Source organism: Hallella bergensis DSM 17361 (assembly GCF_000160535.1).
GTDB lineage: Bacteria > Bacteroidota > Bacteroidia > Bacteroidales > Bacteroidaceae > Prevotella > Prevotella bergensis.
In genome coordinates this window covers 1-1,058 of sequence record NZ_GG704798.1, presented here as the reverse complement: position 1 = coordinate 1,058, position 1,058 = coordinate 1, and the positions used below count along the sequence as shown (strand labels likewise).

The 1,058-nt window shown below is 47.4% G+C and carries 1 protein-coding gene and 1 pseudogene; one reads left to right on the top strand and one right to left on the bottom strand.

Features of this window, described 5'->3' with window-relative positions:
• Nucleotides 1-493 (top strand): annotated as a pseudogene (locus tag HMPREF0645_RS12855) (transposase); the annotation flags it as partial.
• 21 nt (nt 494-514) lie between these two features.
• Here the strand turns inward: HMPREF0645_RS12855 and HMPREF0645_RS14290 are convergent.
• Nucleotides 515-1,058: transposase (locus HMPREF0645_RS14290; protein WP_007175497.1), on the bottom strand; the 544-nt coding region annotated here is incomplete at its 5' end.

Genomic DNA, 1,058 nt, shown 5'->3' with positions numbered 1-1,058 from the left:
TACAAAAAAACAGCCTGCAAAATGAGCTATACGCCCGAAATGAGTATGATGGTCATACGATAGACAAGGCAATGGAGCAGGTCAGGCGGCTGTATGACAGGAAAATAAAATTCTTGCCTGCGACAGGGGATACCGGGGGCAGAGCATGAGCGGGCAGACACAAATCATGATTCCGGACACGCCCAAGAAAACAGATTCACAGTACGCCAAGATCAAAAAGCACAAACTCTTCCGCAAGCGGGCAGGAATAGAGCCTGTCATTGGCCACTGCAAGGCGGACCACCGGTTAGGGAGGAACTTCTACAAGGGTCTCTTCGGAGACTCCATCAATGTTATGCTTGCAGCTGCCGCATTTAACTTCAAAAGAGCCATGAGGCTTCTTTTTTGCCTAATTGAAAGAGTGATTATGTGGTGCTGTGGGAGGCTGAATTTAAATTTTCAATACCAATTCATCACGCAGGTCTATATGAAAAATGTGATGTCGCCTTTTTGAGGGGCGACTATATAACATTTATCATCCTTGCGATACAGAGAGCTTGAGATTGAGTCTGTCCAGTGTTCTTTGTGCCAAAGCAATTTTCCTTTGAAGAAGTTCCTTTTCATCAAGTCCGACCTTGCTCTCGTCATAATGGTTCTTGCTCACTACCATTGTATAGAATATCCTGGCAATCTTATTCGCAGTCGCTACAATAGCTTGCAAATGGCCTCCTTTGGACTTCTGCCTCCTGAAATATACACCGAGTCCCGTCTTGACATTTTTCACTGAGTTTGCGCATAGCCTAAACACCTGTCCGACTCTGCTCTTCTGCTTCGGCACCTTGCTCGAGAGAAGTTTGCCGCCTGAGATCTTGTTGTTCGGCACCAGGTTGCACCACTTGCAGAAACTCTTGGCCGACGTGAACTTTTCTGTGAATCCGTTTCCCAGTTCCCCCATCAGGACTGCCAGTGCCCCAAGACTCATGCCCGGTATCTCCATGGCATTCACTCCCCACATGGAGAATGCATGCTTCTCCGCGTCAAAGGATATGGCGTTCTTTTTGGCCACCCACTTGTTTGTC